This is a genomic window from Bacteroides sp. AF25-38AC, from assembly GCF_003602995.1.
Taxonomy (GTDB): domain Bacteria; phylum Bacteroidota; class Bacteroidia; order Bacteroidales; family Bacteroidaceae; genus Bacteroides; species Bacteroides uniformis.
Window position 1 is genome coordinate 1 of record NZ_QTMD01000023.1, and the last position, 24,717, is coordinate 24,717.

The following is a 24,717-nucleotide window of genomic DNA, read 5'->3' on the forward strand; positions in this document are numbered from 1 at the left end:
AATTTAGAAGTCAGTATTATAGGGAAGCTCTCAATTATCTGAACCGGTTCTGGAAAGAGATTTTTGCCTACTTGGATGATGGTGAATTACCTATAGACAACAATCTGGCAGAGCGAACCATTCGAAAGCTGACTACCCAACGTAATAATTCACTTCATTATGGTAGTGATGCCGGTGCTGGGATGGCTGCAACATATCATAGTGTGATTGGAACGGTAAAGCTTCATGGCAGTTCTGTCTGGAACATCATCGGAACTTTTTTCAAAAATATTATTAACGGATGCAGGGATTATGTTAACATGGTTCCTGACAAAATCACTTTGGCTACCAGCCAATGTTAAATTCAAGACTAATTAATTAACAAAACTCGGTTTAGGGCACTGAAAAGTGCCCTTTCGAAGGGGGATGCCCTAAATTGAGTGCTTACAAAAAATGGCTATTAATTGAAAGTGATAACTTCGCTGCCCACCCAATTTATAGAATTATGTATAGCAGTGAAGATCTGTAAAGTTTTTACTTTCATTTAGGGCACTGAAAAGTGCCCTTTCAAAGGGGGATGCCCTAAATTGAGTGCTTACTGAGATTCTCTCTAATACAGACAAGTTCTTGTTTGCGGACAAAAGTAAGGCTTGTCTTTTTGTTGAAACCTATAACTATGCTTCTCATAATGGGGAGTGTTCGTTGCAATTGACAGAAAGCCACAGAACTTCCGCATCATCATTGTTACTCCAACTCAATGGTATATCCATTCTTCTTTTAGCACAATGGTAGAGTCCTACAGTTCCTTTGCTCTCCGCAAATGGAGAAACTTATTGAGTGGTTCAGAAGTGTAGTCGAACTTATGGTAAATCTATCTATGTGTAGTATACTTATTCTCAAGCAGGAGAAATTGAGGTGATTGACTATAGATGCTCTTTATAATAATTTGAAAAATATTAAATAATAATGGCAAAGACAGTTTATCTTGGTATGATAGGCGATATCATGCACCCGGGTTACATTAACATCATTAACAAAGCTACTGAGTATGGCGATGTGATAATCGGTTTGTTCACTGATAAGGCGATTGCTAACCACCGTAGACTTCCTTATCTCACTTGGGAGCAAAGAAAGAACGTTGTTGAGAGCATCAGGAACGTATCAAGGGTGGTCCCTCAGGATGATTGGAGCTATGTCTCTAATCTCCTTAAGTACAAGCCTGATTACATCATTCATGGTGACGATTGGCAGGTTGGTCCTGACAAGTATATCCGTGATGAGGTATTCAAGGTAATGGAAAAGTTGGGTGGTGAGGTTATCGAGATTCCTTACACCCAAAACATCTCTGCTTCTGGTATCAAACAAGAGATTGATGCTCTTGGTGTAACTCCTCAGATGCGTCTTTCTTCTCTCCGTCGCCTTATTGCAGCTAAACCGATTGTACGTATTCTTGAAAGTCACAATGGTCTTACTGGCCTCATAGCAGAACATACTAAGGTAGAGGTGAATGGTCAGGAGCGTGAATTCGATGGCATGTGGGCTTCCTCCCTTACCGACTCTACCTCTAAGGGTAAGCCTGATATTGAGGCTGTCGATTTGACTACCCGTCTCCATGACCTCAATGATACCCTTGAAGTAACCACAAAACCTGTTATCTTCGATGGCGATACTGGTGGCAAGATTGAACACTTCGGTTTTACCGTTCGCACCCTTGAGCGCTTGGGAATCTCTTGCGTTATAATTGAAGATAAGGTAGGCTTGAAACAGAATTCACTTTTTGGTACTGATGCTGTACAGACTCAGGATACAATCGAAGGTTTTCAGGCTAAAATCCGTGCGGGTAAGGAGGCGCAGATTACTCGTGACTTCATGATTGTCAGCCGTTGTGAGTCTCTCATTGCTGGTAAGACTGTAGATGATGCTTTGGAGCGTTGTCATGCTTACGTAGAGGCAGGTACTGACGGTATAATGATCCACTCCAAAGAGAAGTCTGGAGAGGACATCAAGGAGTTTTGCTTGCGCTTTCGCGAGAAGAATGCTCATACTCCTATCATCGTTGTGCCTACTACTTATAACCAGTTCACAGAAGAGGAACTTGCTGAATGGGGTATTAATGTAGTGATTTATGCTAATCACATGCTTCGTTCTGCTTATCCTGCAATGGTTAAATGTGCAGAAACCATCCTCTATACTAGCCGTTCGCTTGAAGCATCTGAGCAGTACTGTATGCCTATCAAACAGATTCTTAATCTTATTCCAGGCACAAAGAAGAAGTAAACATTAATTTCTTACCCCTTAAACTATTTTACAAATGGTAAGACCCGAATTTTTTGTAAATATACTCAAGGAACAAGGTATAGACTTTTATGCTGGTGTTCCTGATTCGTTGCTCAAGAACATTTGTGCATATATTACCGACCACCTTCCTGCTGAGCAGAATATTATTGCTGCTAACGAAGGAGGGGCCATGGGTATTGCTGTAGGTTATCATTTGGCAACAGGTAAGGTGCCTGTAGTTTATATGCAGAACTCTGGTGAAGGCAATATCATTAATCCGTTTGCCTCTCTTACCGACAAGGACGTTTATAACATTCCTGTGCTCCTCGTTATCGGTTGGAGAGGGCGCCCTGGAGTTCACGATGAACCTCAGCATGTGAAGCAAGGTAAGGTGACAATCGGTTTGCTTAATACCATGGGTATCAACTATGCTATTCTGCCAAAGGATGAAGAGGGAGCTGCAAAGCAGATAAAAATAGCTGTCGACTTCATGAAGGCAACCAACGAGTGCTATGCCCTTGTGATAGAGAAGGATACTTTCGATACCTATAAGCTTCAGAGCGTTGAGGTAAACGAACTGGCAATGTCTCGCGAAGAGACGATTCAGAAGGTGGCTTCAAACATTGAAGATAATGCTTGTATCGTATCAACTACTGGTATGATTTCTCGCGAGCTCTTTGAGGCACGTACTGCTTGGAGCCAAGGTCATGAACGTGATTTCCTTACTGTAGGGGCGATGGGCCATGCTTCCCAGATAGCTCTCGGCATAGCTCTCCAAAAGCCTGAGCGTCGAGTATATTGTTTTGATGGTGATGGAGCCAGCATCATGCACATGGGTAATATGGCTATTACAGCCAGCATGAAATGCAAGAATTATGTGCACATTGTGTTCAACAATGGCGCACACGATTCTGTTGGTGGTCAGCCTACTGTTGGTCTCAAGATTGATTTTTGTGCAATTGCTCAAGCTGTAGGCTACAAGGCTGCTTATAGTGTAGAAACTATGGAGGCACTTGAAGCAAAACTTGCAGAATTCAAGAACGCAGAAGGTCCTGTTTTCCTTCAGATTTGCGTAAAAAAGGGAAACCGCAAGGACCTTGGCCGTCCAACTACAACTCCTATTCAGAACAAAGAGGCTTTTATGGAATTTCTTAACAAGTAAAGTATGAAAGTAATTCTGTTTGCTGATATACACGCCAATCTTTCTGCTTTTGAGGCGGTTCTAGCTGATATTGAGAAACACTATCAGCCAGATGCCATGATTAGTCTAGGTGACTTTATCGACTATGGTATGCGTTCAAATGAAATTATTGAACGTATACAAACTGTTAATATTCCATTACTTGCCAATTTGAAGGGCAATCACGAGAAGGCTTTGATTGATGGGGAACTCTCATGTTTCTCTTCAGAAAGAGCTCGTGTGATGTCCAAATACACAAGAAACCATCTCACTCAGACATCTATTGATTATATAAGCAATGTGATGCAAGAGCCAATGCAAGAGTTGGAAATTGGTGGTAAGAAAGTACTTCTTTTACATGGAACTATTGATGATCCCTATTGGGGAAAACTGACTCCAGCAAAAGTGGAAGATGAAAAGTATCAGGATTTTGACTACGTATTGAGCGGTCACATTCATCAACCTTTTAAGATAGATGTATTCTTCAAAGTTGACAATCCAATCATGCGCAATCAGAAACGTACGACTTTTATCAACCCAGGTTCAGTTGGACAACCTCGCAATCAGAATCCATATGCACAATATGTGTATATCAATTTTGAAACGGGGGAAACCCATTTCAATGCAGTTCCTTACGATATTGAAGCTGAACAATCTCTTTTCCCCAAAGAGATAGATACTTTTTACAGCGAACGATTAAAATTTGGAATATAAATGAAGAACTTATATGTAATAAGTGGTGTTACTGGCATGACGGGTAGTGAACTGTCTCGTCAGTTTGTTTCTCAGGGTCATACGGTAATCGGTTTCGACAACTTCTTTGCAAGTTCTATTGATACCGTTAAAGACATTATTGACAATCCCTCGTTCATCTTCTATAATTACGACATTAACAAAGTCGCTCAGATGGATGAAGTATGCGATAAGGCGAAAGAACTCAAAATTGAGTGCGATGGTCGTCTGGTGTTTATCAATTGTGCTGCTGTTGTCCATACAAAGCATTTCTATGAGGTAGAGAGTACTTTTCAGACTAACGTCCTTGCTATGAAGGATTTCTTGGAGCGTGCCATTTCTATGAGGGCTGATACTTACATTAATTGTTCAACTTCGGAGGTTTACTCAATGCAGTCTTGGAATGAGAATGGCGGTGTGAAAGAATCTGATTATTTGGCAATGTCAACAGCGGAACATAGCCAACGTACAAGTTATGCTTGCGGCAAGTTGATGACTGAATTCTTTATGAAAGATGCTGTTGGCAAGGGACGAATTAAAGGTTGTTCTATTCGCTTTGCTAATGTATATAGCAGGCACGAGCGTTTTGCAGAGCACATTATCCCTCATATCATTGATAATCTGCTTGAAAGCCATACCGTAACCCTTCTTGAAAACTCGAAGGTGAACAAACGTACCTTCCTTCATAATATTGATAGCTGTCGTGCCGTTATGGAGCTCATCGCTTCTGAGGATGCTCTTGATGGTACTGTTTATAATGTGGCTACTGAAGAGGAAATTGCCATTATTGATCTAGTCAAGACGATTGCAATAAAAATGGGCATCAACGATGTGGATATCCGTTTCGAAGGTTACCGAAAGTCTGATCCTGAGCGTCGATTGCTCAATACGGACAAGATTCGTACCCGTACTAGCTGGAAACCTATCATCACTCTCGATGAAGGCCTCACGATGTGTGTAAATAGTATCAAGAAATGAAATATTTGATTATAACTGTTGCTGGAACGGCTACGCGTTTTAATCGCGACACTAAGGAAGAAACCCTCAAATGCTTGTATTATACCGATGAACCTCAATACGCTCTTCTTGCTCAATTGCTGAAGAATTGTGGTGAGTACGATAAATATATCCTTGTGGGGGGCTACCTTTATGAGAAGTTGGGAAGATTTGTAAAGAACGAACTCTCTGGTTATGGCAAAAAAATAGAACTTGTTTACAACGAGCATTTCAAAGACTATGGCTCCGGCTACAGTTTATACAAAGGTATAGAGGCAATAAAGGAGGCAGGTGATGTGACTTTCGTAGAAGGCGACTTGTTCTTTATGGCTACAGATTTCAGGCAAGTGTATAATTCGCCAAAGAGTGTGATTACCATTAACCGAGAACCAATCTACTCGAATAAGGCAGTTGCGTTATACATTAACGTTGATGGCAAACCAAGGTATTTATATGATACGAACCATCAGACATTGACTGTATCAGAGCCATTCAAGGCAATCTTCAACAGTGGTCAGATGTGGAAATTTTCTTCATCTGAGAGGCTTTTGAAGACTGTTGATTCGCTTACAAAAGAACAACTTCAAGGTACTAATCTTGAAATAATTCAGGCTTACTTTAGTGATATGAATAGTGAAGAGTATGATGTAGTGACTTTCACTGACTGGTTCAACTGCAATACTGTTGCAGATTATGATATTGTAAGAAAATTGATGTAAAAATGAATATGGCTGTATTAGAAAGAGATTACAGAATAGATGGAATAAAGTGGTTGCTCATTGTATTGGTTACATTCGGTCATGTAATAGAACCTGCTTTAAGCAATCCTATTGCCAATAAGCTCTATTCTATAATCTACATTTTTCATATGCCATTATTTGTCTTTATCAGTGGTTATTATGCAAATGTTAAGGATAAAGAAAAACTGATTAGTAAAGGTTTTATGCTTTTGGAAACATTTTTGGTTGTGATGATTCCTCAATGTTTTTATTATGGAAGTATCATCCCTTTACTAAATCCGGAGAACTCAGGCTGGTATTTAATCAGCCTAATAACTTGGTATATTATTTTTCTGTTGATTATCAATAAGCTAGTTGGCAAAATTGTCGTACAATATAATGGGTGCGGGGGGCAGTTATTGATATTCAGTTGCTTGTTGGCCGTATTTGCATACATGCTTCCGTTGAAACAATTTGGTAACCTGTTATCGTTCCAACGGTCGTGTATGTTTCTACCATTCTTTATGATGGGTTTCTTGAGAAGAGTAAAAGGCCTGCCTATTATTCCTGATGTTTCAAAATGCATAAAGCTTGTTTTGGCTATAGCCTCTTTAGTATGTTTTGCTTTTTGTCTCATCTATAGTGGCCGTATACTACATGTATTAGAGTTTAATAATGCCAATGTGTGGCACATGTCAAATTTGTACAATCAAAATATAGGAATGCTTCTTGTTTTGAAAGTATTGGTTTATATTGGATCAATTATTACTACATTCGCTGTTTTAATGTTTGTGAACCTCCCCAAGTCGATATGTGCTTATGGATCAAAGACTTTAGCATATTATGTAATACAAGGCATGTTTGCACACATATTATCAACCTATTTGCAAGTTAATTTTTACCAGGCCTTGTTTCTCTGTGTTTGCATATTAATCCTTACAACAGTTCTATTACGATTTGTTGATTCTAAATTTATTACAAACCCGTTTTCTACTTTATTAAAATGGAAATACTGAACAGAAAACTTTCCCTTCTCAAAGGGAAGGTTGAAAATAGTCAGCCAATAACTATTATGATTATTGGTTTGGGTAGCGTTGGATGCTACTTGTTGGATTATCTTGTATCACTAGGTGATTCACAACTTCGTCTTGTTGTGGTAGGACGTAATGCAGAAAAGATGCAGATGGATATAAATATTATTCGTACTGCTTCAACCATTCGTCATCAGTGCCGTAGCGAGATTAAGGTGGTTGATAACTGCGACCTTAACGATGTGAACAGCATTGCAGCTGTACTTGAAGCAGAAAAGCCTGACTTCATAGTAAATAGTAGTCGAGTTTACTCTGGTTTGAAGTATGGTAGCATCTCATGGAGTAATCTTCGTGCATACGGCATTTGGACTCCGCTTTCTATTCGATATGCAAAGAATATAATGGAGGCATACGATAAGGCCAACTGTGAGGCAATCTCAATCAATACTTCATATTCCGATGCTGTTATTCCTTGGCTAAAGTCTGCGGGTAAGGCTTATTTTGACTTTGGTAGTGGTAATTTGAATCATCTTGTGCCTCGTATAAAATTCTATATTGCAGAGAAATATGGTATAAAGAATTTTAATGACATTGATGTAACTATTGCGGTATCACATTTTCATGATGTTGTCATTTCTAAGGAAGGTCATGCAGAAGGTCAGGACATCTTGCTTGATATAAAGTTTCAAGGCAAGGATATGGATTTTAATAAGGAAGAACTTCTTAAATCCTGTTCTATAGCAATGCCTGTAGATCAGAAGCGCAATATGATGAATGCTTCCAGTAATTTTGATATCATATTCTCTGTGCTTACTGCTCTTCGAGAGGAAAAACAAGTCAAAATACATACTCCTGGGGTAAATGGTGAAATTGGTGGTTATCCTATAATTATTGATGGAGTAACTGCTACTGCCAAGTTTGATGAGTCTGTATGGACTATAGACCAGATGCGTAAAGCTAACCGTGAGTCAATTTATTGTGATGGAGTAGAGAATATAACTGACGCTACTCTCGTCTATACTGATGAACTTGTAGCTAAGGTAAAGAAGTCGTTTAATGTTGATTTGCCTAAGTCGGTAAAGTTTGTGGATATTGAAAATGTAGCAGATTTAATTATCAATCAGATAATTAAACCTCAAGTGTTTATTTTTGTGCAATAATTTGTAAACTAATGGCAGATAATAGATTGTTGTTAATTTTCTGTATAATCTTTAACTTATAGTTTTATGATATACACAGCTATGTAAGCACTTTAAAAAGTTCAAAATGAAATGTTAGCCTTCGTTGTAAATTAAAATTAGCAAGATATGTATAGCAGCGAAGATTTAGCAAGTTTTTATTTTCAGTACCAGACCAAGGCTTTACCTCATGTCAAGTTCCTCCAGTCCTTTTGTATGAAGCATAAAGTTCCTATAATATTTTTCATAAGTGGTATAAGGATACGCGTAATAAAATAATTACAGTTCTATATCTCCGATTGTTCAAATGAAAAATGTAATAAATATGGATATCACAACAAAGATAAAAAGAAGTAAATTACTTTATTACGTCTACTATTACGTAATGTCAGGTTTGGTAAATTTGTACAAGTTGTTCTTGAAGCCAGACGGTAAACTCATGCTTTTTGTATGTTATGGTGGACGTCATTATTCCGATAGTACGCGAGTGATTTATGAGGCCATGTTGAAGGATGAACGTTTCAAGGACTATATCATATATTGGGCTTTTAAGAATCCCGAGAAATATCCATTCATTCCAAATACGGTTAACGTCAACAGCCTTAAGTATTTCAATATAGCCTTGAGGGCTAGAGTTTGGGTGACGAACGTAATTGTGGAACGAGCACTCAATTTTAAAGGCATCAATACTTACTATATGCACACAACTCATGGAGTATTATGTAAGTTGGATGGTAAAGATGCTATTGATTCTGCTAATTTCAGGACTTTATCAACATTCAAGTGGGATTGCTGTTTTGCATCTTCTGATATTGAGAAGTATGTGTATGCTGGCATGTTCGGAATACCAATAGGCAAGATGCACGTAATCGGTATGCCTAAGAATGATATTTTGGTGCATTATACGGAAGACTACAGAAGTGAATTGCGCAAGAGAATTGGAATTCCAGAAGGAAAGAAGGCTATTTTGTATGCACCAACATTTAGAGAAGAGGCTAACTTTAAAGAGGTATTTGATGTGGATGTAAACCTTTGGAAACAGAATCTGGGCGATGATTATGTTTTGTTATATAGAGCTCATCCAGTCATCAGTTCGGATACAAAACAGAACAATGATTTCTTTATTGATGTAACAAATTATGAGGTCGTAGAAGACATTATGATTGCTTCTGACCTTCTTGTTTCTGATTATTCGGGCATTATTTTCGACTACTGCATTATGGATAAACCAATCTTCTTGTGGCCATACGATTATGATAAGTATAATGCCATCAGAGGTCTGTATTTTGACATTCGTAAGGAACTTTTGTATAAGGAAGATCAAGGTGAACTGACTAAGGTGATTAAGGAGGCAGATTTTAAAAAGGTAGTCGAGGAGTATGTTATTCCGTTCAAGAATAAGTATGAAACAGAATATGGAAATGCAACCAGCAAGGCTCTTGATTTGATTTATAACAACATTCAATAATAAATAAACTCTTTATAATAGATTGGATCTTCTTGTCTTCCTGTATATTGAGGACATCATTGTTATGTTTTCATGTTACTATATGTCTTCTTGTAAGGAAGAAAAAGAGTATGCATCGTAAGAAAGTTTTGCTGATTTTTTCTAAGACTCATATAGGCGTGACTGCTTAATAAATAGCGGGTACGCTATATAGGTCGCTTGTAATTGTAAGGAAATATTGCGAGGATTGTAAAATATAGGGATTAAGATGAGGATATTATTGTTAGCTAATAATGTGGCAGGGTTGATTAGTTTTCGCTTTGAAGTAGTAAAAGCTATTATTGAACAGGGGCATTTCATAACTATTTCTGCGCCTTTTGATAAAAGAATGAATGAGTTGGAAGCTATAGGAGCAAAATGTGTGACGACTGAAATAGACCGTAGAAGTACTAATCCTGTAAAAGATTTTATGTTGATATGCCATTATGTAAATCTTATAAGGAAAGAAAAACCAGATGTGGTTTTGTCCTATACAATCAAGCCCAATGTTTATGGAGGGATGGTTTGCAGATTATATGGTATACCTCAAATTGTGAATATTACTGGACTTGGAACTGCTGTTGAAAAAACATCAAGAATTCAGAAGATTGTATTTTTGCTTTATAAGATTGGTTTGAGAAAATCAAGAAGAATCTTTTTCCAAAATGAGGAAAATAAAAGATTTTGTGAAATGCACAATCTGACTCCTGATTGTGGTTCTATAATCCCAGGATCGGGTGTAAATTTAATCCGTTTTCAATTGATGGATTATCCAAATGATGACACGGTGAAATTTATTTTTATTAGTCGTATAATGAAACAGAAAGGGATAGAACAATACCTTGATACTGCGATTGCTATTCGTGAAGAGTATCCTAATACGGAATTTCATATTTTGGGTTATTGTGAGGATGCATATCAGGAGAAATTGAAAAAGTTGAATAATAATAAGACAATAATTTATCATGGGATGACTTCTGATGTCCGTCCTTTTATTGCAAACGTGCATTGTATCGTTCATCCTACTTATTATCCTGAAGGTATGTCGAATGTTCTTTTGGAAAGTTGTGCGAGTGGAAGACCTGTCATCACGACCAATCGTAGTGGTTGCAAAGAAATTGTAGATGATGGAGTTAATGGGTTTATTGTTGAACAACAGAATTCCGAAGATCTTATAGGTAAAGTCCGTAAGTTTCTTGATTTGTCTTTTGAAGAGAAGAAAAACATGGGCATAGCAGCAAGAAAAAAAGTTGAAAAACAATTTGATAGAAATATTATAGTAAAGGCTTATTTAGAAGCTATAGATAGTATTGGTAGCTAGTTGTAATAGCTTATGTACAAAAAACTTTTTAAACGAGTTACAGACTTTTGTGTAATCTTTATCGCTTTAGGCGTATTGTTTGCTCCTTTACTTATCATTACACTTTGGCTGTACTTTGCCAACAAAGGTGCAGGCGTATTTTTCATGCAGGAACGTCCGGGAAAGAACGGAAAGATATTCAAAGTAATCAAGTTTAAGACTATGACGGATGAGCGGGATGTGGATGGAAATCTGCTTCCGGATGCTCAGCGTTTGACTAAAGTAGGACGCTTTGTACGTTCCACTTCGATAGATGAACTTCCCCAACTGATAAATGTATTGAAAGGGGATATGGCCCTGATAGGCCCTCGTCCTTTGCTTCCCCAATATCTGCCGTTATACAGCAAGGAACAGGCGCGTCGTCATGAAGTCCGTCCGGGGATTACGGGCTGGGCACAAGTGAACGGTCGCAATGCCATCAGTTGGACACGGAAGTTTGAACTAGATGTGTGGTACGTGGATCATTGCTCTTTTTTACTTGATTTGAAAATCATTTTTATGACAATAAAGAAGGTCTTTGTACGCGAAGGTATTAGTTCGGAAACTTCGGTTACGATGGAGGCTTTTACTGGAAATAATTAATATTGGAAAATGTATTTATATGGTGCCAGTGGTCATGCCAAAGTGATCATTGATATATTGCGTGCGAATAATGAACCGATTGAAGCATTGTTTGATGATAATGAAAAAATCCATACTCTTTTTGACTATCCCGTATTACGTTCGTCGGAAGTCTGTGGTCCGTTGATAATCAGTATCGGGAATAATGGTGTTCGTAGAAAGATAGCAGAAAAGCTACAAGTGGAATATGGCCGGGGTTTTCATCCTTCGGCAATTATTTCGGAAAAGGCTGTGATAAAAGAAGGTACTGTTGTAATGCAGGGGGCTATCGTTCAGTCAGATTGTCGTATTGGGAGTCATTGTATCATTAATACAGGTGCTTCGGTAGATCATGAATGTAGGCTTGGGGATTATGTACATATTTCTCCTCATTGTACACTTTGCGGTAATGTACAAGTGGGTGAGGGGACATGGATTGGTGCCGGTAGTGTAGTCATTCCTGGAGTAAAGATTGGGAAATGGAGTATTGTAGGTGCTGGTTCAGTTGTCACAAAGGATATTCCGGATGGGGTTTTAGCGGTAGGAAACCGATGTAAAGTAATCAAGAATATAGTTTTGTAAATCATATATATATATCTTATGGACAAGCAAATTTATCTCTGCCTCGCCCACATGAGCAAAGCCGGATTGGAACAGAAATATGTGAAGGAGGCATTTGATACCAATTGGGTAGTACCTTTGGGACCTAATGTAAATGCTTTTGAGGAGGATTTGAAACAGTTTACGGGCGGCACACATGAAGTGGTGGCACTGAGTGCGGGTACGGCAGCAGTACATTTGGCATTGATAGCTTGCGGTGTCGGTCCGGGAGATGAAGTGCTGGTACAGAGCTTTACTTTCTGTGCCTCTTCGCATCCTATCACTTATCTGGGTGCCAAGCCTGTGTTTGTGGGTTCTGAGCCGGAAACTTGGAATATGGACCCTGTGCTGCTGGAGGAGGCGATAAAAGACCGTATCGCCAAGATAGGAAAGAAGCCAAAGGCGATTGTTCCGGTGGCTCTCTACGGTATGCCTTACGATTGCAAACGGATTATGGAAATTGCCGACCGTTACGATATTCCGGTAGTGGAGGATGCTGCCGAGGGCTTTGGCTCTAAGTTTGACGGACGGATATTGGGCACTTTCGGTAAGTTCGGTGTGTTGAGTTTCAACGGGAACAAGATGATTACGACTTCGGGTGGTGGCGCCTTGGTTTGTCAGAGCGTGGAGGACAAGAATACCGTCATGTGGTATGCCACGCAGGCGCGTGATGCTTATCCTTACTATCAGCATACGGCCATTGGCTACAACTATCGTATGAGTAATATTTGTGCAGGTATCGGTCGCGGACAGATGACGGTGGTACAGGAACATATCGACCATCACAAGCATGTGCAGGCTCTTTATGAGGAACTGTTGAAAGAGGTGAGGGGCGTGCATATCCATCGGCAACCTGCCGATTCGTGTTATGACTCTAATTACTGGCTCTGTACGGCTACGCTGGATGCCAATGTGAGGGTACAAGGTCAGGAGAATGCCTATAAAGAGGTGATAAAAACAGCCGTAGGCGGTGCTGCCGGTGTGATAAAAGCTGTGGAGAGTGCCACGACAGACTGTCAGCCCAATGACAACGTGGAGGCATTGCGTGTGTTTATGGCGGCAAACCGGATTGAAACCCGTCCGGTGTGGAAGCCCATGCACAAGCAGCCTGTATATGCAGATGCAGTGGTTTACACCAACGGAGTGGAGGAGGAAATCTTTAAGGTAGGTTTTTGTTTGCCAGCAGGTCCGTGGGTGACAGATGAAGATGTGAAATACATCGTTGAAAAGATAAAGGAAGCCATTCTCTAAGTGTAGTTGCGCAAAGCGCATTAATCCATCAATCATAACCATGAACGTATTAGTAACTGGAGCTGCCGGTTTTATCGGCAGCAATCTCTGTATGCGCCTGCTGGAGGAACAGCTCGATACCCTTGTAGTGGGTTTGGACAATTTGAATACCTATTATGATGTGAACATTAAGCAATGGCGGTTGGAGCAATTGACGAAGTTTGGAAACAGATTTGTCTTTGTCAAAGGAAACATAGCCGACAAAGCACTTGTCGACAAGCTGTTTGATGAGTATCAGCCGCAAATTGTTGTGAATTTGGCAGCACAGGCGGGGGGGCGTTATAGCATCACGAATCCGGGTGCCTATATCGAAAGCAATCTGATTGGCTTTTATAATATATTGGAAGCCTGCCGCCATTCGTATGATGAGGGCAGGGAGGGGGTGAAACACTTGGTCTATGCTTCTTCGTCGAGCGTGTATGGCTCGAACAAAAAGGTGCCTTATTCTACCGATGACAAGGTGGATAATCCCGTGAGCCTCTATGCTGCTACAAAAAAAAGTAATGAACTGATGGCACATGCTTACTCTAAACTTTATGACATTCCGTCCACAGGTCTCCGTTTCTTTACGGTATATGGTCCTGCAGGTCGTCCGGATATGGCTTACTTTGGTTTTACCGATAAGTTGCTGAAAGGTGAGAAAATCAAGATATTTAATTATGGGAACTGTAAGCGCGACTTTACGTATGTGGATGACATCGTAGAAGGCGTGATGCGTGTGATGGCAAAAGCTCCTGAACGTAGGATGGGTGAAGATGGTCTGCCTATACCGCCTTATAAAGTTTATAATATAGGCAATAATCATCCTGAGAACTTACTGGATTTTGTCCAAATATTGCAGGAGGAACTGATAAGGGCAGGTGTATTGCCTGCCGACTATGACTTCGAGGCACATAAGGAATTAGTACCGATGCAACCGGGTGATGTGCCTGTGACTTATGCGGATACTACTGCTTTGGGACGGGATTTCGGTTTCAAACCGAATACTTCGCTTCGGGAAGGCCTCAGAAATTTTGCTGAATGGTATAAGGACTTTTATATGAAATAATCCATCATTGATTTATATAACCCAATTGAACTGACATGAAAGATTTTGAGAAACTGCGGATTGCTGTAGCCGGTACCGGATATGTAGGACTGTCTATTGCGACACTGCTGGCACAACATCATAAAGTGACTGCTGTGGATGTGGTATCTGAAAAGGTGGAACTGATTAATAATAAGAAGTCGCCTATTCAAGATGAATATATCGAGAAGTATCTTTCGGAAAAGGAACTCAATCTGACAGCTACGCTGGATGGCAGGTCTGCCTACAAGGAGGCTGACTTTGTAGTAATAGCGGCACCTACCAATTATGATCCTCAGAAAAACTTTTTCGATACGCATCATATAGAAGATGTGATAGACCTTGTTCTTGAGGTTAATCCGGATGCCGTGATGGTGATTAAATCAACCATTCCTGTGGGGTATTGCCGTTCGCTTTATGTGAAGTATGCACCAATGTTCCAGTATAAATCGGAATTGAAAGGAAAAAAATTTAACCTGCTTTTCTCTCCGGAGTTTCTAAGAGAGAGTAAAGCTCTTTATGATAACTTGTATCCTTCGCGTATTATCGTTGGTTATCCGAAGATGATTGATTTGGAAGGCCGGGTGTCAGCGGAAGAGAATGCGGCAGTTCGTGCCATCGGAAATCCTGAGGTGGAAGAACTTGCACGTATATTTGCCCGGCTGCTGCATGAGGGTGCATTGAAAGAGAACATTGACACGCTCTTCATGGGCATGAAAGAGGCAGAGGCGGTGAAGCTCTTTGCAAACACTTATCTGGCACTGCGTGTGTCGTATTTCAATGAACTGGATACATATGCCGAGATGAAGGGGCTGGATGCGCAAGCCATAATCAATGGTGTAGGTCTGGATCCCCGTATCGGTACACATTATAATAATCCCTCTTTCGGTTATGGTGGGTATTGTCTTCCCAAGGATACCAAACAGTTGCTTGCCAACTATGACGATGTGCCTCAGAATATGATGTCGGCGATTGTGGAGAGTAACCGTACGCGTAAGGACTTTATAGCCGATAGGGTGCTGCACATTGCCGGTGCATACGGAAGTAACAGTGTATATGATGCGGAGAAAGAAAAGGAGGTAACTATTGGTGTATTCCGGTTGACCATGAAGTCAAACTCGGATAATTTCCGCCAAAGTTCCATTCAAGGGGTAATGAAACGTATCAAGGCTAAAGGTGCCAAACTGGTGATTTATGAACCTACATTGGAAGATGGCAGTACTTTCTTCGGCTCGCTTATCGTGAATGACTTGGAGGAATTTAAACGTATCTCGCAGGCCATTATTGCCAACCGCTATGATGCATGTTTGGATGATGTGGCTGACAAAGTCTATACGAGAGATATTTTTAAACGTGATTAAATAAGGTATCTTATTTATATCTGTTTCATGAAGAGATTCTTTGTTCTGCATCAATTATCTTATAATTAATACTTTATCACTTTTCTCAGAAAAACTACTCCCAAGCACCTTTTTTCTTTGGCTACATAGTTTTTAATCCTCACCTTTGCATCGTTGATCAACGAAACGTGTGAATAGGAAAACGAATTTAAATCTCTAAAGAAAAAAAGTATGAGTGTAATTTTTAGGACGGTGGAGAGACCGTCGGACCCCAGGGTTGAAAACTCTCCCAAGAAGTATTATCCGCAGTTGGTAACATTGGGGCAAAGCGTGGATTTGGCGTTTATTGCACAGAAGATGCAGGACCGCTCTTCTCTGTCTATCGGTGACATCAAGAGTACGATGCAGAACTTTGTGGAAAAGCTGAAAGAGCAGTTGCTGGAAGGAAAGACGGTTAATATAGCCGGGCTGGGTGTCTTTATACTGGCAGCCAAATCGAAAGGTGAGGAAAAGGCTGATGACGTGACAGCCAAGAGTGTGGAGAGCGTCCGTATCTGTTTTCAGGCGAATAGGGAACTGAAGATATCGAAGGCTGCTACCCGTGCTGGAGAAAGGCTGGATTTGGTGAGTTTGGATGATTATCTTAAGGGGAAGACTTCTACAGATGGCGGCTCCGGTTCGGAAGGAGGAGGCTCGGATTCGGATGGAGACCAAGGTGAGAATCCACTGGGATAACAGTAGCTATGAATTATTAATCAGATAATGGATAATCTTTATGAAGAAAACGTGGAATGTGATTTTGAAACTTATTATTGCCGTAGCGAGTGCTGTGGCAGGTGTGATTGGCGGACAGACAATGATGTTTTAGTCCGATAGGATTTGATAAATAAAAAATGAGAAGAGCTGCTGGCAGGAAATCTGTCGGCAGCTCTTTTTTTAATCCTTGTATGCTTCTTCGTGTACCCCCGCTACTGCTCGTCCGCTGGGGTCGTTCTTTCCTTGGAAAGAGGCGTCCCATGCCAGCGCTTCGGCGGTGGAGCATGCCACACTGGGTACGCTGGGAACACTCCGGGCTGCGCTTTCACTGGGGAAATGCTCTTCGAAGATGGTGCGATAGTAATACTCTTCCTTATTTTGCGGGGTATGTATCGGGAAGCGTTCGGCGGCATGTGCCATCTGTTCGTCGCTGACGGCAGCGGCAGTGACGGCTTTCAGCGTATCAATCCAACTGTAGCCCACACCGTCGGAGAACTGTTCTTTCTGCCGCCAGGCAACGCTCTGGGGGAGTATGTCGGCAAAGGCTTCGCGGACTACTTTCTTTTCTATCTCCTTGCCGGGGCACATCTTGACTGCCGGATTGATGCGCATGGCAACATCCAGGAATTCTTTGTCGAGGAAGGGGACACGTCCTTCCACTCCCCAGGCTGCAAGGCTTTTGTTGGCACGGAGGCAGTCGTACAGATGCAGTTTGGAGAGCTTGCGCACGGTTTCTTCGTGAAAGGCTTGCGGGGTGGGCGCCTTGTGGAAGTAAAGGTAACCGCCGAACACCTCGTCCGCACCTTCGCCGCTGAGTACCATCTTGATGCCCATGCTTTTGATGACACGTGCCAGCAGATACATGGGGGTGGAGGCGCGGACAGTGGTTATGTCATAAGTCTCAATGAAATAGATGACGTCGCGGACAGCATCGAGGCCTTCCTGAACGGTATAGTTTATCTCGTGATGCACGGTACCGATATGACGGGCCACTTCGCGGGCTTTAATCAAGTCGGGAGCACCCTTCAAGCCGACGGCGAAGGAATGGAGCTGCGGCCACCAGGCATCTGCCTTGTTGTCTGTCTCGATGCGTTTGGCGGCATATTTCTTGGCGATGGCAGAGATGACGGAAGAATCGAGTCCGCCACTGAGCAGGACACCGTAGGGGACGTCGGACATCAACTGGCGCTGTACGGCGGCTTCAAGTGCGTCGTGCACAGCCGTGACTTGTGTGCTGTAGGCTGTCCGGCCTATCGAAGCCGGCGCGGCATTGCGTTCGGCGGCAGGGGTGTAGTTGTCTTTCACAGCGGCATAGTCCATCCAGTCGCGGGTGTACCAGCGGTGCATCTTGCCCTCGCGCCCACGGTAGTAGTGGCCGGGAAGGAAAGGCTCGTACTCATCGCAGAAACCCTCAAGAGCTTTCAGCTCACTGCCGAAGTAGATGTGTCCGTCTTTGTCGCGTCCTATATAAAGGGGGATTACGCCGATGGGGTCGCGAGCGATGAGGTAATCGTCCGTTTCTTCATCATAGAGGGCGAAGGCGAAGATGCCGTTCAGCTCTTCGAGGAAGCGGATGCCTTTGTCTTTGTAAAGGGCAAGGATGACTTCGCAGTCGGAACCTGTCTGGAAGGCGTATTTTCCGGCATAGCGGGCACGGATGTCGCGATGGTTGTAAATCTCGCCATTGACGGCAAGCACCTGTTTGCGGTCGGGTGAATATAAGGGTTGTCCGCCGGATTCCGGGTCGACAATGGAGAGGCGTTCGTGGGCGAGAATGGCGGAGCCGCCTACGTAGATGCCACTCCAGTCCGGCCCACGATGACGGATTTTCTGCGCCATCCGTAGCGCTTTGTTTCTCAACTCAGGAGTTTGAGACTGTATGTTGAAGATTCCTGCTATTCCACACATGAGAATTAAAAATTAAAGGTTAAAAATTAAAGAAAGGGAAATCATTTCTTGTTTTCTTTTAGAGGTTCGAGGTAACGATCTATTTCTGTTGCCACTCGTCGTCCGTCGGCCAAGGCACGTACCACGAGGCTGGCGCCGTGGGCGGCATCGCCTGCCACGAATACGTTCTCTGCAAACTTCGGTTGCTCGGGCTTGAGGAAACCCATGGCAAGAAGCACCATATCGGCTTCGATGACCTCTTTCTTACCCGTAGATTTCATGATAGGGCGGTTACCGTCTGTTGCCGGAAGCCACTCCACTTCTTCCACTTCCACACCGCATACCCTGCCGTTCTTCCCGATGAACCGGGTAGAGGCGAGGGACCATCGACGGGTACAGCCTTCTTCGTGGCTGCTGGTGGTTTTCAGTACGACGGGCCATTGCGGCCAGGGAGTATCCGGGTTGTGTCCTATGGGCGGTTGGGGCATAATTTCAATCTGGGTTACGCTGACGGCTCCCTGGCGAATGCTGGTGCCTATACAGTCAGACCCGGTATCGCCGCCGCCGATGACGAGTACCCGTTTGCCGCGGGCGTTGACGAGTTGGTCTTTCGGGAAGGTATCTCCATCCAGAATATGGTTCTGCTGTGCCAGCATGTCGAGGGCAAAGTAGATGCCTTTCAGCTCCCTGCCCGGAATGGAGAGGTCGCGGGCGGTGGGCGTACCGGTACAAATGGCGTAGGCATCAAATCCGGCAGGCAGTTTCTGTACATCGACATGGACTCCCATCTTGAACAAGATTCCTTCGGCCTCGAGGATTTTCATGCGGCGGTCGATGACGGCTTTGTCCAGCTTGAAGTTGGGGATGCCATAGCGCAGCAGTCCTCCCGGCATCGGTTTGCTATCGAATAGGGTAACTTCGTAACCTTTGGCGTTCAGCCGTACGGCAACGCTCAATCCGGCAGGGCCGGCGCCGATGACGGCTACTTTCTTTCCGTTGCGTTCGGGCTGGAGGGGGGTGATGTAGCCCTCGCGAAAAGCAGCCTCGGCGATGGCGGCTTCGTTCTCGCGGATAGTGACCGGTTCGTTGCACGAGAGTTTCAGTACGCACGACTTCTCGCAAAGAGCAGGGCAGATGCGTCCCGTAAATTCCGGAAAATCATTCGTACTGTTCAGTATTTGATAGGCTTCGCGCCATTTGCCCCGGTAGAGCGCGTCTTGGAATTCCGGGTCTTTATTGCCCAGCGGACATGCCCAGTGGCAGAAGGGTACGCCGCAGTCCATACAGCGCGAGGCCTGGAGTTTGCGGTCGTGGCTGTTCAGTGTCTGTTCCACTTGGCTGAAGTCTGTGATACGTTCGTGTATCGGACGGTAACCCGCCTCTTGGCGGGGGATATTGAGGAATGCTTTTGGATCTCCCATGATGAACAAATTAAAAAGTTAAAGAATTAAAGAATGAAAGGGGAATTTCCTTAGTCTTTCATTCTTTCATTATTAATTCGCGATTCAATAATCGCGTTGCATTTCTGCAATCTTCTGTTGCAATTTCTGCATCTGCTCCTCTTGCAGCACTTTTTTGTATTCGATAGGGACTACCTGGATGAACTGGTCGGCATAGCGTGGCCAGTCATCGAGCATGGTGCGTGCCAGTTTGGAACCGGTGTACAGGTAGTGCTGGCGGATGAGCTCGTGCAGTTCCTTGCGGTAGGAGGCCTCTTCGATGAGGCTCAGTTCCACCATTTCCATGTTGCAGAAATAGTCGAAGTTGCCGTCCCGGTTCCATACGTAGGCCACACCGCCGGACATGCCTGCGGCAAAGTTGCGTCCCGTCTGTCCGAGTACTACCACGCGCCCGCCGGTCATATACTCGCAGCAGTGGTCGCCTACACCCTCCACTACGGCTGTGGCACCGGAGTTGCGGACGGCAAAGCGCTCGCCTGCACGGCCGTTGATGTAAACTTCACCGCTTGTGGCGCCGTAAAGCAGGGTGTTGCCTGCAATCGTGTTTTTCTCTGCCTCGAAGTTGCTCCGTACCGGAGGCAGGACGGCGATACGTCCGCCACTCAGACCTTTGCCCAGATAATCGTTGGCCTCGCCTTCCAGCTTGAAGTTGACACCCGGGACAAGGAATGCCCCGAAACTCTGCCCGGCGGAGCCTTTGAACTTCACGTTCAGCGTATGTTCGGGCAGCCCTTTTTCTCCGTATTTTGCGGCAATGACACCAGAGAGCATGGCGCCGCAGGCACGGTCGGTATTGGCGATGGTGTACTCCAGCGAGATTTCCTTCTGGTTCTCTACGGCTTCGGCGGCGGCATGTAGCATCTCTACATCTTTCACATGGTCGATGCCATGCTGTTGGTCGGTGACGTGGCGGATGGCGGCTTCATTGTCTACGCGTGCCAGTAGTTTGTCGAAGCTTATCAACTGATGTTTCCTGATTCCGTCATCCGGCTTGCGGACGATAAGGTCTGTACGTCCAATGATGTCGTCCAGGCGTTCCACCCCGATTTCCGCCAGGTATTCGCGTACCTCTTGGGCCAGGAAAGTGAAGAAGTTCACCAGATACTCGCTGCGTCCGCGGAAGCGCTTGCGCAGTTCTTCGTTCTGTGTCGCCACCCCTACGGGGCAGGTGTTCTGGTGACATTTGCGCATCATTACGCAACCCAGTACGATCAGGGCGCTGGTGGCGAAACCGAATTCTTCGGCTCCGAGCATTGCCATCAGTATGATGTCACGGCCTGTTTTGAGCTGTCCGTCCACTTGCAGCATCACTTGTCCGCGCAGGCCGTTCAGCACCAGTGTCTGCTGCGTTTCGCTCAAACCGAGTTCGGGCGAGATACCTGCATAGCGGATGGATGATGCAGGAGAAGCTCCCGTACCACCCTCTGCACCCGAGATGACTATCAAATCGGCCTTTGCCTTTGCCACACCGGCGGCAATGGTGCCCACACCGCTTTCTGCCACCAGCTTCACGCTGATTTTTGCCCGTGGGTTCACGTTCTTCAGGTCGAAGATGAGCTGTGCCAGGTCTTCGATGGAGTAAATGTCGTGGTGGGGCGGGGGGGAAATCAGCGAGATGCCCGGAATGGAGTGGCGTGTCTTGGCAATCACTTCATCCACTTTGAAGCCCGGCAGCTGCCCACCTTCGCCCGGCTTGGCGCCTTGGGCAATCTTTATCTGTATTTCGTCCGCATTCACCAGATATTCAGCGGTGACACCGAAACGTCCTGAGGCCACCTGCTTGATGGCGCTGCGCAGACTGGTGCCGTCTTCGCGCGGCATGAAGCGTGCCCGGTCTTCGCCTCCTTCGCCCGTATTGCTCCGGCCATGCAGCTTGTTCATGGCAATAGCCATGGCTTCGTGGGCTTCGCGGCTGATGGAGCCGTAGGACATGGCGCCGGTGACAAAGCGCTGTACGATGTTCTCTACCGGTTCCACCCGGTCTATGCTGATAGGAGCGCGGCGGAAGTCGAGGAAATCGCGTAGGAAGATGGGAGATTCCTTGCTGTCTACCATGGCAGTGAACTCCTTGAATTTCTTATAGCTTCCCAGGCGTGTGGCAAGTTGCAGTGTGCTGATGGTTTCCGGGTTCCAGGCGTGCTTCTCACCATCCTTGCGGAAGGCATACAGTCCGCGGTTCGGCAATAGCTCCGCTTCCCCCTTCTTTTTAAGAACCTCCATCCCTTCCTTGTGGAAGGCGATGGCGTCGCGTGCCACTTCATCCAGGCGTATGCCTCCGATGCGTGAACTCAGTCCGCCAAAGTAGGCATTGCTCAACTCCTCGCTCAGTCCTACGGCCTCGAAAATTTTCGCGCCCCGGTAAGAACGGATGGTGCTGATGCCCATCTTGCTCATAATCTTGAACAAGCCTTTGCAGACGGACTTGATATATTTCTTTTCGGCAGTGGCGTAATCGAGCTGTATTTCCTTTTCGTTCACCAGTTTGTCGATGACGGCAAAAGCCATATACGGATTCAGTGCGCTGGCTCCGAAACCCAGCAGCAGTGCGGCGTGCATCACTTCGCGGATTTCGCCGCTTTCTACAATCAGTGCCGTCTGCACCCGTTTGCCCACGGAGATAAGATGGTGGTGTACCGCCGACACGGCAAGCAGTGACGGAATGGCGGCATGGGCGGCGTCTACGTCGCGGTCGGAAAGCACGATGTAGTTCACTCCTTCGTTGACGGATTCTTCCGCCTGCTTGCAGAGGGTTGCCAATGCTTGCTGCAATCCCTGGCACCCTTTTGCCACTTCGAAGAGCAGGGGCAGTTTCACGGTCTTGAAGCCTTTGTACCGGATGTTGCAGAGAATATCCAGCTGGGCGTTGTTCAGGATGGGATGGTTCAACCTCACCATCTTGCAATGGTTTTCGCTGGGTGTCAGTATGTTCATGCCTACGGCTCCGATGTATTCGGTCAGCGACATTACCAGTTCTTCGCGTATCGGGTCGATAGGAGGGTTGGTGACTTGGGCAAACTGCTGGCGGAAATAGTTGTACAGTAGTTGCGCCTTGTCCGAGAGTACTGCCAGCGGGGTGTCATTGCCCATGGAGTTGATGGGTTCGGCACCGGTGGTACACATCGGGACAATCAGCCGTTCCACGTCTTCTTTGGAGTAGCCGAAGATGCGCAGCATGCTGTCGTAGTTCTCCACGCTATGGGAGACTTTGCGACCGCTTTTCAGTTCGTCCAGCTCGATGCGGTTGCCGGCCAGCCAAGTGCGGTATGGTTTGGCTTCGGCAAGTTGTTTCTTCAGTTCGCCGTCATAATATATTTCGCCTTTCTCGGTGTCTATAAGCAGTATCTTGCCCGGTTGCAGGCGTCCTTTTTCCTTGATGTCTCCCGGCTCGAAATCCATCACGCCGACTTCGCTGGCCACTACCATCATGCCGCCCTGCGTAATCAGGTAGCGTGCAGGGCGCAGTCCGTTTCTGTCGAGCATGCCGCCTGCATAGCGCCCGTCGCTGAAAAGCAGTGCCGCCGGTCCGTCCCACGGCTCCATCAGGATGGAGTGGTATTCATAGAAAGCTTTCAGGTCTTCGCTGATGGGATTCTTTTCGTTGAAAGATTCCGGCACGAGCATGGCCATGGCGTGCGGCAGGCTCAGGCCCGACATGATGAGAAACTCGAGCACATTGTCCAGCGAGGCACTGTCGCTCATGCCCGGTTGCACGATGGGGCGTATCTCCCGGATGTCTCCCAGGGCGGGAGAGGAGAGTACACTCTCACGGGCTTCCATCCAGCCGCGGTTGCCGCGGATGGTATTGATTTCGCCGTTGTGTGCCAGCAGGCGGAAAGGCTGTGCCAGTCCCCAGGTGGGGAAAGTGTTGGTGCTGAAACGGGAGTGCACCAATGCCAGTCCGCTGGTGAAGTAGCTGTTGGTGAGGTCGGGGAAGTAGTTGCGCAACTGCAAGGAAGAGAGCATGCCCTTGTAGACGATGTTCTTCGTAGAGAGCGAGACGATGTAGAAATCCTCGCGGGTGGGGATGTCCGACTTGCGTATTCTGTTCTCTATCCTTTTCCTTATTATATAGAGTTTGCGGTCGGCGGTTTCGCTTTCCGTAAATCCGGTGATGAAAATTTGCTTGATGTCCGGTTCGTTGGCAAGAGCCGCTTCTCCCAATATTTCGGGGCAAGTGGGCACGTTGCGCAGATGCATCAGGGTCAATCCCTCCTTTTCAATCTCTTCGATAATGACGCTCAAGATGACAGCCTGGTCTTTTCCGTCTTTGGGAAGGAAAAGCAGGCCGGTGCCGTATTTTCCTTTCTCGGGAACGGGAATGCCCTGCAACAGAATGAATTCGTGCGGTATCTGCAGCATGATGCCGGCACCGTCTCCGGTTTTGTTGTCCGCCCCTTCCGCTCCACGGTGGCGCATGTTTTCCAGTACCTTCAATGCCGATTCTACCAGTTCATGTGATTTTCCTCCCTGGATATTGACCAGCATGCCTACTCCGCAGGCATCGTGCTCATGGGATGCCTCATACAAGCCCAACTGTTTGGGCTGTCGCTGGTAATCCTCTGCTTTTGTTTTGTTGTTAAAAAGTTCTTGTTTCATGATTATAAGCTTTCTTTATTGCTGTATAATATTGTTTGTGGTTTCAAAATGTTCGGCAAATATATGGTATTAATTGCAAAATGATAATATGTGTTCCTGCCTTCTTTCTTGCAAAATTCCTGCGATAGAAGATGAAGTTATGAATTGATAGAAAACACCCTCTGTTTTCTTTTAATCCTAAATC

General features: G+C 44.8%; 20 protein-coding genes. 17 read left to right on the forward strand and 3 right to left on the reverse strand.

Translation table 11 applies throughout. From position 1 onward, the window contains the following. The 17 genes from DWY55_RS15120 to DWY55_RS22020 form a co-directional block, all read left to right on the forward strand. Positions 1 to 341: IS66 family transposase (locus tag DWY55_RS15120; RefSeq protein ID WP_165859519.1), on the forward strand; the 341-nt coding region annotated here is incomplete at its 5' end. Positions 342 to 945: 604 nt separating this feature from the next. Beyond that, complete coding sequence (gene aepX / locus DWY55_RS15125; protein WP_005829461.1) at positions 946 to 2,256, forward strand: phosphoenolpyruvate mutase; 1,311 nt, start codon at positions 946 to 948, stop codon at positions 2,254 to 2,256. 34 nt (positions 2,257 to 2,290) lie between these two features. After that, a complete protein-coding gene (gene aepY, locus DWY55_RS15130; protein ID WP_005829459.1) occupies positions 2,291 to 3,418 on the forward strand; it encodes a phosphonopyruvate decarboxylase in 1,128 nt (375 codons plus the stop codon). Between the two features lie 3 nt (positions 3,419 to 3,421). Further along, positions 3,422 to 4,150 carry a metallophosphoesterase family protein gene (locus tag DWY55_RS15135; protein ID WP_120178131.1) on the forward strand — a complete coding sequence of 243 codons (729 nt, stop codon included), beginning with the start codon at positions 3,422 to 3,424 and terminating at the stop codon, positions 4,148 to 4,150. Further along, on the forward strand, positions 4,151 to 5,146 hold the full coding sequence (locus DWY55_RS15140; RefSeq protein WP_005829455.1) for an NAD-dependent epimerase/dehydratase family protein: 996 nt from the start codon (positions 4,151 to 4,153) through the stop codon (positions 5,144 to 5,146). Then, positions 5,143 to 5,883, forward strand: coding sequence for a DUF6564 domain-containing protein (locus DWY55_RS15145; protein ID WP_005836616.1), 741 nt, complete (start codon positions 5,143 to 5,145; stop codon positions 5,881 to 5,883). The genes DWY55_RS15140 and DWY55_RS15145 overlap by 4 nt, the downstream gene beginning before the upstream one ends. A gap of 8 nt (positions 5,884 to 5,891) precedes the next feature. Further along, on the forward strand, positions 5,892 to 6,899 hold the full coding sequence (locus tag DWY55_RS15150) for an acyltransferase family protein (protein WP_120178137.1): 1,008 nt from the start codon (positions 5,892 to 5,894) through the stop codon (positions 6,897 to 6,899). Continuing rightward, positions 6,887 to 8,074 (forward strand): hypothetical protein, encoded by a 1,188-nt coding sequence (locus DWY55_RS15155; protein ID WP_034523161.1) that lies wholly within the window; start codon positions 6,887 to 6,889, stop codon positions 8,072 to 8,074. The genes DWY55_RS15150 and DWY55_RS15155 overlap by 13 nt, the downstream gene beginning before the upstream one ends. Before the next feature lie 343 nt (positions 8,075 to 8,417). Next, the gene (locus tag DWY55_RS22400; protein ID WP_158589291.1) at positions 8,418 to 9,560 is read left to right on the forward strand and encodes a CDP-glycerol glycerophosphotransferase family protein; all 1,143 of its coding nucleotides are present in this window, start codon (positions 8,418 to 8,420) and stop codon (positions 9,558 to 9,560) included. Between the two features lie 247 nt (positions 9,561 to 9,807). Continuing rightward, complete coding sequence (locus DWY55_RS15170) at positions 9,808 to 10,899, forward strand: glycosyltransferase family 4 protein (protein ID WP_117589591.1); 1,092 nt, start codon at positions 9,808 to 9,810, stop codon at positions 10,897 to 10,899. Positions 10,900 to 10,911: 12 nt separating this feature from the next. Beyond that, positions 10,912 to 11,520 (forward strand): sugar transferase, encoded by a 609-nt coding sequence (locus DWY55_RS15175; RefSeq protein WP_117589590.1) that lies wholly within the window; start codon positions 10,912 to 10,914, stop codon positions 11,518 to 11,520. A gap of 9 nt (positions 11,521 to 11,529) precedes the next feature. Further along, complete coding sequence (locus DWY55_RS15180) at positions 11,530 to 12,120, forward strand: acetyltransferase (RefSeq protein ID WP_117589589.1); 591 nt, start codon at positions 11,530 to 11,532, stop codon at positions 12,118 to 12,120. 18 nt (positions 12,121 to 12,138) lie between these two features. Further along, positions 12,139 to 13,389, forward strand: coding sequence for a DegT/DnrJ/EryC1/StrS family aminotransferase (locus DWY55_RS15185; protein ID WP_117589588.1), 1,251 nt, complete (start codon positions 12,139 to 12,141; stop codon positions 13,387 to 13,389). Positions 13,390 to 13,429: 40 nt separating this feature from the next. Next, complete coding sequence (locus DWY55_RS15190) at positions 13,430 to 14,476, forward strand: NAD-dependent epimerase/dehydratase family protein (RefSeq protein ID WP_133303488.1); 1,047 nt, start codon at positions 13,430 to 13,432, stop codon at positions 14,474 to 14,476. Between the two features lie 35 nt (positions 14,477 to 14,511). Continuing rightward, entirely contained in the window at positions 14,512 to 15,855 is a 1,344-nt protein-coding gene (locus DWY55_RS15195; protein WP_117589587.1) for a nucleotide sugar dehydrogenase, read from the forward strand. 210 nt (positions 15,856 to 16,065) lie between these two features. After that, a complete protein-coding gene (locus DWY55_RS15200; protein ID WP_005827604.1) occupies positions 16,066 to 16,569 on the forward strand; it encodes an HU family DNA-binding protein in 504 nt (167 codons plus the stop codon). A 40-nt stretch (positions 16,570 to 16,609) separates the two neighbouring features. Next, positions 16,610 to 16,702 carry a smalltalk protein gene (locus DWY55_RS22020; protein ID WP_005837261.1) on the forward strand — a complete coding sequence of 31 codons (93 nt, stop codon included), beginning with the start codon at positions 16,610 to 16,612 and terminating at the stop codon, positions 16,700 to 16,702. 68 nt (positions 16,703 to 16,770) lie between these two features. Here DWY55_RS22020 and asnB read toward each other — a convergent pair whose 3' ends face one another. From asnB to gltB, 3 genes are all read right to left on the reverse strand, one after another. Continuing rightward, positions 16,771 to 18,498: an asparagine synthase B gene (gene asnB / locus DWY55_RS15205; protein WP_057256479.1), complete on the reverse strand. Its 1,728-nt coding sequence runs from the start codon at positions 18,496 to 18,498 to the stop codon at positions 16,771 to 16,773. A gap of 41 nt (positions 18,499 to 18,539) precedes the next feature. Next, entirely contained in the window at positions 18,540 to 19,898 is a 1,359-nt protein-coding gene (locus DWY55_RS15210) for a glutamate synthase subunit beta (protein ID WP_117589607.1), read from the reverse strand. A gap of 84 nt (positions 19,899 to 19,982) precedes the next feature. Then, positions 19,983 to 24,536, reverse strand: coding sequence for a glutamate synthase large subunit (gene gltB / locus DWY55_RS15215; protein ID WP_371413377.1), 4,554 nt, complete (start codon positions 24,534 to 24,536; stop codon positions 19,983 to 19,985). Between the last annotated feature and the right edge of the window lie 181 nt (positions 24,537 to 24,717).

Excerpts from the sequence above, each read along its gene's own strand:
- aepY (WP_005829459.1), top strand. The coding sequence starts at position 2,291 with ATGGTAAGACCCGAATTTTTTGTAAATATACTCAAGGAACAAGGTATA.
- DWY55_RS15195 (WP_117589587.1), top strand. The coding sequence starts at position 14,512 with ATGAAAGATTTTGAGAAACTGCGGATTGCTGTAGCCGGTACCGGATAT.
- DWY55_RS22020 (WP_005837261.1), top strand. The coding sequence starts at position 16,610 with ATGAAGAAAACGTGGAATGTGATTTTGAAACTTATTATTGCCGTAGCG.
- DWY55_RS15140 (WP_005829455.1), top strand. The coding sequence starts at position 4,151 with ATGAAGAACTTATATGTAATAAGTGGTGTTACTGGCATGACGGGTAGT.
- DWY55_RS15175 (WP_117589590.1), top strand. The coding sequence starts at position 10,912 with ATGTACAAAAAACTTTTTAAACGAGTTACAGACTTTTGTGTAATCTTT.
- DWY55_RS15200 (WP_005827604.1), top strand. The coding sequence starts at position 16,066 with ATGAGTGTAATTTTTAGGACGGTGGAGAGACCGTCGGACCCCAGGGTT.
- DWY55_RS15170 (WP_117589591.1), top strand. The coding sequence starts at position 9,808 with ATGAGGATATTATTGTTAGCTAATAATGTGGCAGGGTTGATTAGTTTT.
- DWY55_RS15135 (WP_120178131.1), top strand. The coding sequence starts at position 3,422 with ATGAAAGTAATTCTGTTTGCTGATATACACGCCAATCTTTCTGCTTTT.
- DWY55_RS15210 (WP_117589607.1), bottom strand. The coding sequence starts at position 19,898 with ATGGGAGATCCAAAAGCATTCCTCAATATCCCCCGCCAAGAGGCGGGT.
- DWY55_RS15150 (WP_120178137.1), top strand. The coding sequence starts at position 5,892 with ATGGCTGTATTAGAAAGAGATTACAGAATAGATGGAATAAAGTGGTTG.
- DWY55_RS15185 (WP_117589588.1), top strand. The coding sequence starts at position 12,139 with ATGGACAAGCAAATTTATCTCTGCCTCGCCCACATGAGCAAAGCCGGA.
- DWY55_RS15190 (WP_133303488.1), top strand. The coding sequence starts at position 13,430 with ATGAACGTATTAGTAACTGGAGCTGCCGGTTTTATCGGCAGCAATCTC.
- DWY55_RS15180 (WP_117589589.1), top strand. The coding sequence starts at position 11,530 with ATGTATTTATATGGTGCCAGTGGTCATGCCAAAGTGATCATTGATATA.
- DWY55_RS15145 (WP_005836616.1), top strand. The coding sequence starts at position 5,143 with ATGAAATATTTGATTATAACTGTTGCTGGAACGGCTACGCGTTTTAAT.
- DWY55_RS15155 (WP_034523161.1), top strand. The coding sequence starts at position 6,887 with ATGGAAATACTGAACAGAAAACTTTCCCTTCTCAAAGGGAAGGTTGAA.
- DWY55_RS22400 (WP_158589291.1), top strand. The coding sequence starts at position 8,418 with ATGGATATCACAACAAAGATAAAAAGAAGTAAATTACTTTATTACGTC.
- asnB (WP_057256479.1), bottom strand. The coding sequence starts at position 18,498 with ATGTGTGGAATAGCAGGAATCTTCAACATACAGTCTCAAACTCCTGAG.
- aepX (WP_005829461.1), top strand. The coding sequence starts at position 946 with ATGGCAAAGACAGTTTATCTTGGTATGATAGGCGATATCATGCACCCG.